This is a genomic window from Microcystis sp. CS-574 (assembly GCF_028329095.1).
Lineage (GTDB): Bacteria > Cyanobacteriota > Cyanobacteriia > Cyanobacteriales > Microcystaceae > Microcystis > Microcystis ichthyoblabe_A.
The window spans coordinates 34,653-42,578 of sequence record NZ_JAQMSY010000070.1; the positions used below are offsets into that span (position 1 = coordinate 34,653).

Genomic DNA, 7,926 nt, shown 5'->3' on the forward strand with positions numbered 1-7,926 from the left:
ATTAATATGCCTTTAAAAGCGATTTAAAAACGCCGCCCGACTGACATAAATTCCCCTGGCCGGATTGGCAAAATATAGCTTATTTTAATAGTTTTTTACGCTCCGAAAGGTTAGACTCTTGATTACAGTTTGAAAACTGACCGAGGGTTAACCCTCTCGATAATCTGGAGAAATTGTCTATCAACTCTCTTAATCTCATCCTTCATAGATATCGGAGAAATATTCATGGTATCCGCACCAGAAAGACCCTTAACAGAGCAAAATCCCCTTTCTCAAGACGAACTCTATAAAACCCATGCCTATTGGCGCGCCTGTAACTATTTAGCTGTAGGTATGATTTATCTGCGCGATAATCCCCTGCTCAAAGAACATCTTAAACCCGAACACGTTAAGTATCGTTTACTTGGTCACTGGGGAGCAAGTCCGGCCTTAAGTTTTACCTACGTTCACCTCAACCGTTTAATCAAAAAATACGACCTCGATGTGATTTTTATGGCCGGTCCCGGCCATGGGGCGCCGGGGGTACTCGGTCCGGTTTATCTAGAAGGAACCTATTCGGAAATTTACCCCGATAAAAGTGAAGACGAGGAAGGATTACAAAAATTCTTTAAACAATTTTCTTTTCCCGGTCACATCGGTAGTCACGTCACCCCCGAAACCCCCGGTTCTATCCATGAGGGCGGCGAACTGGGTTATAGTGTTTCCCATGCCTACGGTTCTGTTTTCGACAATCCCGACCTAATTACGGCCGTGGTGGTGGGTGATGGGGAAGCTGAAACCGGTCCCCTTGCTACCGCATGGCACTCGAATAAATTCCTTAACCCGATTCGCGATGGTGCGGTACTGCCAATTTTAAACTTAAACGGTTATAAAATCGCTAATCCCACCATTCTCTCCCGTATTTCGACGCACGAGTTAGAAAGTCTCTTTGTCGGTTACGGTTACACTCCCTACATCGTCGAATGTAAGGAAGATGAAGACCTCATGCACTGCCATCAAAAAATGGCCGCTACCCTAGAACACTGTATCAATCAGATTCGCTCCTATCAACAGGAAGCTCGCAGCACGGGTATTGCTAAACGTTACCCCTGGCCGATGATTATCCTCCGGTCTCCCAAGGGTTGGACAGGTCCGAAAAACGTTGATGGTCATAAAGTAGAAGGATTCTGGCGCGCTCACCAAGTCCCCATGGGTGCCATGCAGGAAAACCCCGACCACTTGAGAAAATTAGAGGAGTGGATGAAAAGCTATAACCCGGAGGAATTATTTGACTATACCACGGGTAAATTTAAGCCAGAATTTAAAGAACTCGCTCCTAGGGGTCATCGTCGCATGAGTGCTAATCCGCACGCTAACGGCGGATTGCTGCGTAAAGACCTAAAAATGCCCGATTTTCGTCAATATGCCGTAGATGTCACCCACCCGGGCCAAGTGGAAGCGGAAAACACGGGAGTGATGGGGGTATTTTTGCGGGATGTAATGCGAAATAATATGACTAATTTTCGCGTTTTTGGTCCCGATGAAACTGCTTCTAATCGTTTAGCGGCTCTCTATGAAGTGACTAAAAAAGCTTGGTTAGCTGATACCTATCCGGAGGATTTAGATGGTAGCCAATTATCTGCCGATGGTCGGGTGATGGAGATGCTGAGTGAACATACTTTAGTCGGTTGGTTAGAGGGTTATTTATTATCCGGTCGTCACGGTTTATTTCACTCCTACGAGGCTTTTGCCCACGTTATCGATTCCATGTTCAACCAACACGCTAAATGGCTCGATATCTGCAAAAATCATGTGCCTTGGCGTGCTTCTGTTTCCTCTTGGAATCTGTTATTATCCTCGGTGGTTTGGCGGCAGGATCACAATGGTTTTAGTCACCAAGACCCCGGTTTTATCGATTTAGTAACCAATAAAAGTGCCGACGTGGTGCGGGTTTATCTTCCCCCCGATGGGAATTGTTTATTAAGTGTGACTAATCACTGCCTCAAGAGCAAGGATTACACTAATATTATCGTTGCTGATAAACAGAAACACCTGCAATACTTGACCATTGAAGAAGCAATTAAACACTGCACTAAAGGTATCGGTATTTGGGATTGGGCAAGTAACGATGATGACGGAACAAATCCCGATGAACCAGATGTAATTATGGCTTGCTGTGGGGATATTATCACTAAAGAATCTTTAGCGGCCACGGCAATTCTGCGGGAGGAATTCCCTTACTTAAAAGTTCGCTTTATCAATGTGGTTGATCTGTTTAAATTACAGTCGGAAAGTGAACACCCCCATGGTTTATCGGAACGGGATTTTGATAGTTTATTTACCACTGATAAGCCAATTATCTTTAATTTCCACGGTTATCCTTGGCTGATTCATAAACTTACCTACCGTCGCAGTAATCAGGAACGTATTCATGTGCGCGGTTACAAGGAAGAAGGGAATATTAATACTCCCCTAGAATTAGCGATTCGTAACCAAGTTGATCGTTTTCATCTAGTAATTGATGTGATTGATCGCGTGCCAAAATTAGGTTCTGCTGCCGGTCATGTGAAAGAACGAATGAAAAATGCCATTATCGATAATCTCGATTATGCTTTTACCAATGGCATCGATAAGGACGAGATTACTAACTGGAAATGGCCCTATTAATTAGGCTAGAAAGTGGTTTAGGTGATGATAATTTATTAGTTTATCGATAAATTTCATCTTCCTATTCCACCTAAATAAAATATTATTTGAGTTTAATTATGGTGCAATTAATAGAGTTTGTATATAGCGGTTTTCACAGAAGTGAGTCCCGATTGAAACACTGAAATGCCTATCTATCAAGGGATTTACCATAGCAATTCAGTTTGAGATGTCAATACGGAGAATGAGTAAGTCTAACTCATACCAATTCTCCAAAATCTGACTAAAAAAATTTTCATCCCCCCAGCATCTCCATCCCTGTTAAAAAAAAGGGAAAAAGGGGGACTTAAATTCGATGATTTGATCTGTAATTTCTCTGGGCAAAAATTGCTATTAACTACCCGGAGGGGGAATTACAGGAATTTCGATACCGTCCGGCGCTAAGGGGGGAGGTGTGGGGGTTAGTTCTGGCTGATAAACAGGTTCAGGCGTACTAACTAAGGGGAGATTGTCCACCACGGGAAGACGGGGAGTAATGGGTTGCGAAAACATTGCTTGAATTGCCGCTTTTCTGGTTTCTGGAGGTTCCAAAGCTTGCTGCCAGAGACTTTCATAAAAGAAGAAAATCACCCCTAAACCCCGTTGACGAGCAGCCAATACCTTTTCTTCAATCAAGGGTAGGGCAATCGGTCGATTGCGTAAACCGGTTAAAACCCCCACACCGGTGGGGATAGTTTGCTGGGTTTCTTGAATTTCGGGACGCTCTAATTGTTTGAGAAAACTGGGCAGATCGGGACGATAAACCTGTACGATTAACTCATCGACTAATCCTTGCCGCACCCAAGCGAGCCAATCCTGTAAATGACCATTATAGGCGAATTCGTAGGGATTAGGGGCGATCGAAAGCAGTATATTCGGTTTAATTGCCTCAATTGATTCTTTGAGATTAGCCAGAAAAGCGGTGATTTTATCGGCCCGCCATTTTGTCCATTCGGGATCCCGGGGGTTAGCCGGAGGTGTTTTTTCCGTTTCCTGTTGATAAAGAGCGATAGTATAGGGATCATAGCCGAATTCATTCGGTAAACTCAGATGATCGTCGAATTGGATGCCGTTAATATCGTATTGTCCCACCACTTCCAAGACTAACTCCCGCAGAAAATTCTGCACCTCGGGACGGAAAGGATTCAACCACACCACCTCACCGGCTGCCCCCACCCAAGTGGTCCCCCCGTCGCGTTTTTGAGTTAACCAGTTCTGATGTTTTAAGGCTAATTCTGAGGTGGGAGGGGCCATAAATCCGAATTCAAACCAAGGAATGACCAATAATCCCCTGCCACGGGTTTGTTCCACCAATTCTGCCAAGATATCTTGTCCCTGCGCTCCCGTAGGCACAAAAGGCTGTATTCCTTCCCGTTTCGCGATCGCGCTAGGATAGAGAGCATAACCGGAATTCCAGACCACGGGATAGATAGCATTAAAATTAAGATTAACTAATTGCTCGATCGCCTGTTGTCGTTTATCCCTGTCCATCAGCATCGCAGTATCGTTGGTGGTAATCCAAACACCGCGAATATCAGGATCTCGACTTTGAGAGAAAGCGGTAGAAAAATAGCCTAAGAATACGACTATCAGAAAAGATGCTAAGAATAGTAGTATAGGGAACTTTTTAAGAATTTGCCGCCAAACGCTAGTCGGAATTAGAAAAGTCATTTCTTTAGGGTGAGAATTAACGGTTTTAACTGGTTATAATAACAGCTTTGCTCAACTCTTTGAGGCTAGATTGACCCAAAATATATATTTACCTATTTCTTCCCTCGCCACAATTGACCTTGAGGATAGAAATAATCAAGACGAATATCGAATTGATCTAGGGCCACTAATAACCGATTGGAAGGACGAAAAAGAAATAAGTTGGCCTGGGGAATTTCTAGAACTTCTTTTAACTTATCGGTATCGGGGTTAGTGGTAGTCAGGAAGTATTGTACATCAGCATTAAGACGATAATTAAGGGAAAGCAAATCACCTAAGTTAGTCCAGTCATTACCTTCGTCGCTGATAATAATGGCATTGGGTACAGCATTAATTTTTCTGGCAACTTCGCCATTCCAATAACTAGGAACTTTTGCCCAACTGGTTTCGGAAAGAGCATTATTAAAGTTCGATATTATACTAGCAGTTAACAAAAAAGTCAAGATAATTTTACCTGAAAATTTACCTTGATTAAGCAATTGTGACAAGAAAAAAGCTACAGTTATATAGATAGTGGGAAAGGAGGCAATTAGATAACGGGTGACAGTTGATCTAGTGGTGGTCAAAATTAGATCGGGAATGACTAAAGCTAGGAAAGGTACTAGGGTTGAGGTAATCAGAAAAGTAAAAACTATCGGGTTATTGTAGCGATAAACTCGCTCAAAAGCATAGATAATTAAGATTAAAAAAATCAGTCTATATATATAGGTGAAGATGTTATTAAAACCAAAATCGCTATCGCTAAATAGAGAAGTAAAAGTTAAGAGCCATAATTTACCGAACAATCCCCAATCGAGATAGTTAACGGCAGCCCAACTGGTGGAATTAAATGCCCTTTGAGAGTTAGTTAAAAAAACCTGTAACCAGGGTATATATAAAATCATCATCGTTAACCCAGATAACAGGAAAAATATCAAGTTATTTTTTCGCTCTGGTTTCATAACAAGATACCAAATTATCAAGGTTGCTTGAGCAAATAAGTTGAGAATAAAAAAGAGATGGGTGTAGAGTCCGAGAGTATTAGAGAAGGTGTATAAATACCAATTAACAATAGTTCTTTTTTTGAGGCATTTTAACAGCATTAATTGACTAATTATCGTTAACAAAACTAAAAGACTATACTGGCGAGACATTTGAGCAAATATTATATCAACTGGAGAGAGTGCCAAGAAAATTACTGCTAAAATTGCCGTTAACTTTGATGTAAATAATTCTAGGGATAGATAGTAAATAAATGGCAGGGAGAGAAGACTAAAAACAATCGCTAAACTGCGGGAAGAAACGGGAGAAAAACCGAATATTTTTTCCCAATAGCGAGAGATCATAAAGTATAAAGGTGGGTGTTGAGGGTCTTCTTTAGCCAGAGATTGAATCGTATCAAAAACATTACTTTCTGGTTTCAGTTGTTGAAATTTTCCTAATTCTGTGGTAGATAAAAGACGGTTTTGAAAGATAGTATCAGCGATTTCCTTTGCTTGATAACCAGTGGTTCTAATGGTGGTGTAGGATTCATCATGCCAATAGATTTTTTTATCGATATTTGCGAAACGAAAAACCACACCGAGAGTTAGGATAATTGCCAAAAGTATTAAGAGCCAATTGGGAGTTTTATAATTAATATTTGCTTTCATTTTAATAATTAGAGCGACTTTGTTTAAGATTGAGAAACTTGGTAAATTCTGGTTGAAAAAGTAGCTTAATTGTGCCGGTGGGACCGTTACGGTGTTTAGTAATAATTACTTCGGCCACACCTCGATCGGGACTATCGGGGTTATAATATTCATCTCGGTATAACATCATAATTAAATCCGCATCCTGTTCGATACTATTATGGACGATGATATTATTGGCAATAAAGTTATGCAATTTATCTACTGTTAAATCATACACTTCTGTCTCTCCATCCGCTTGAATTGCCATAACTTCATCCCAATTAAAAGTTAGGTCTGAATTACTCAGAGAGCGAGGTAAAGCGATATAATTACCAATATTTAATTCATCTAATCTTTGCCAACCGTGGACAGTCAAAAACTTATGATTGGCTGTAGCTCTAATCGTGCGACCTAAACGAGTTGTTAATCGAAAAACTGGCTTAAATCCTGTGGAAAAGACCTTAGTTACCAGTGCTTTTTCTAATTTCATTGTTTCCTCATTAAGAGCAAAAACCGTAAAATTAGAGCAATTCACTAACTCACAAATTGGCACTTTAGCACGAGGATCGGCTAACTCAACTAAACTATCACCCGCTAAACATCCCGACTCGCGTAAATCGGACATCATCGGTCTTTTATTATTGCGAGATTCCACAGCGCGACTTAACTGAGAAAGAGCAATTACTGGAGCATGAATTTCTCTGGCTAAACCCTTAAGACTGCGGGTAATTTTAGAAATTTCCTGAACGCGATTATCACCTCCACCTTCCATTAATTGCAGATAATCGATTAAAACTAATCCCATTTGTCCTTTTTTTTCTGCCTGTAAACGCCGCACTTGGGAACGCATTTGAATCACACTTAAATTGGCACTGTCATCGATATATATGGGCAAATTTAATAACTTTTCTAGTCCCCCAAGAACCTTCTCTAAATCATTTTGTCCCAAACGGCCCGATCGAATCCGATTACTTTCGATTTTAGCCTCATTCGATAACAAACGTTGGGCTAATTGTTCCTTAGACATCTCCAAACTAAAGACAGCCACGGGTAAATTCTGTTGAGCGATATTATAGGCAATATTAAGAGCAAAAGAAGTTTTTCCCATGGAAGGCCTACCCGCGATAATAACTAAATCCGAGGGTTGTAAACCACTGGTCATCGCATCGAGATCATAAAATTGAGTTTCGATACCGGGTAGAGTGGTGGTCTCCTGCATCTTCTCAATTTCGTTAAAAGTTTCGATTAAAGTATCCCCCAGAAAAATTAAACCCTCCTGGGGTCGTTTTTGGGTGAGACGAAAAATCTTTTGTTCCGATTCATCGAAAACATTTTCTAATTCTAGCGTCGTATCCCTGGCTAACTCAATAATTTCTCCCCCCGTGGAAATTAACTGACGACGCATATATTTATCCATCACTAATTCAGCATAGCGATCGATGTTGGCAGCCGAGACAGTGCGCTCAATTAATTGTAACAATCGCGGCATTCCCCCGATTTCTTCCAGCAGATGATTATCCTGTAACCAACTGCTAACCGTCATTAAATCCGTCGGTTTTCCCTTCCCTTGTAAAGCAAGCGCCGCACGATAAATATCTTGATGGGTTTTTACATAGAAAGCTTCTGGAATTAAAAAATCACTGATTCTACCTAACGCTTTTGGATCTAGTAAAATACCACCTAAGATAGATTCTTCCGCTTCAATATTTTGGGGGGGGAGGGATTGATCGCTAATCATTGTCAATGCTGACTGTGCTTTATCATTAATTATAGTCATTCACCCTAATTAAATACAAATGTTCAGGTTAATGATAGGATTCAGTATTCAGGAGTCAGGAGATTGTTTTTATTTATTCTCCCCACATCCCCACATCCCCACACCCCACACCCCACACCCCAC

General features: G+C 41.1%; 4 protein-coding genes. 1 reads left to right on the forward strand and 3 read right to left on the reverse strand.

The genetic code is table 11. The annotated features are described in order from the left end of the window. Positions 1 to 225: 225 nt before the first annotated feature. Complete coding sequence (locus tag PN470_RS04700) at positions 226 to 2,646, forward strand: phosphoketolase family protein (RefSeq protein ID WP_272103866.1); 2,421 nt, start codon at positions 226 to 228, stop codon at positions 2,644 to 2,646. Between the two features lie 372 nt (positions 2,647 to 3,018). Here PN470_RS04700 and PN470_RS04705 read toward each other — a convergent pair whose 3' ends face one another. The 3 genes from PN470_RS04705 to dnaB form a co-directional block, all read right to left on the reverse strand. Then, positions 3,019 to 4,335, reverse strand: a complete 1,317-nt coding sequence (locus PN470_RS04705; protein ID WP_272103868.1) for a glycoside hydrolase family 10 protein — start codon at positions 4,333 to 4,335, stop codon at positions 3,019 to 3,021. A gap of 92 nt (positions 4,336 to 4,427) precedes the next feature. Continuing rightward, on the reverse strand, positions 4,428 to 6,005 hold the full coding sequence (locus tag PN470_RS04710; RefSeq protein WP_272103871.1) for a glycosyltransferase family 39 protein: 1,578 nt from the start codon (positions 6,003 to 6,005) through the stop codon (positions 4,428 to 4,430). A 1-nt stretch (position 6,006) separates the two neighbouring features. Continuing rightward, complete coding sequence (dnaB, locus tag PN470_RS04715; RefSeq protein ID WP_271935324.1) at positions 6,007 to 7,764, reverse strand: replicative DNA helicase; 1,758 nt, start codon at positions 7,762 to 7,764, stop codon at positions 6,007 to 6,009. Between the last annotated feature and the right edge of the window lie 162 nt (positions 7,765 to 7,926).

Bases quoted from the DNA above. Each gene is read 5' to 3' on its own strand.
- PN470_RS04700 (WP_272103866.1), top strand. From the start codon at position 226: ATGGTATCCGCACCAGAAAGACCCTTAACAGAGCAAAATCCCCTTTCT.
- PN470_RS04710 (WP_272103871.1), bottom strand. From the start codon at position 6,005: ATGAAAGCAAATATTAATTATAAAACTCCCAATTGGCTCTTAATACTT.
- PN470_RS04705 (WP_272103868.1), bottom strand. From the start codon at position 4,335: ATGACTTTTCTAATTCCGACTAGCGTTTGGCGGCAAATTCTTAAAAAG.
- dnaB (WP_271935324.1), bottom strand. From the start codon at position 7,764: ATGATTAGCGATCAATCCCTCCCCCCCCAAAATATTGAAGCGGAAGAA.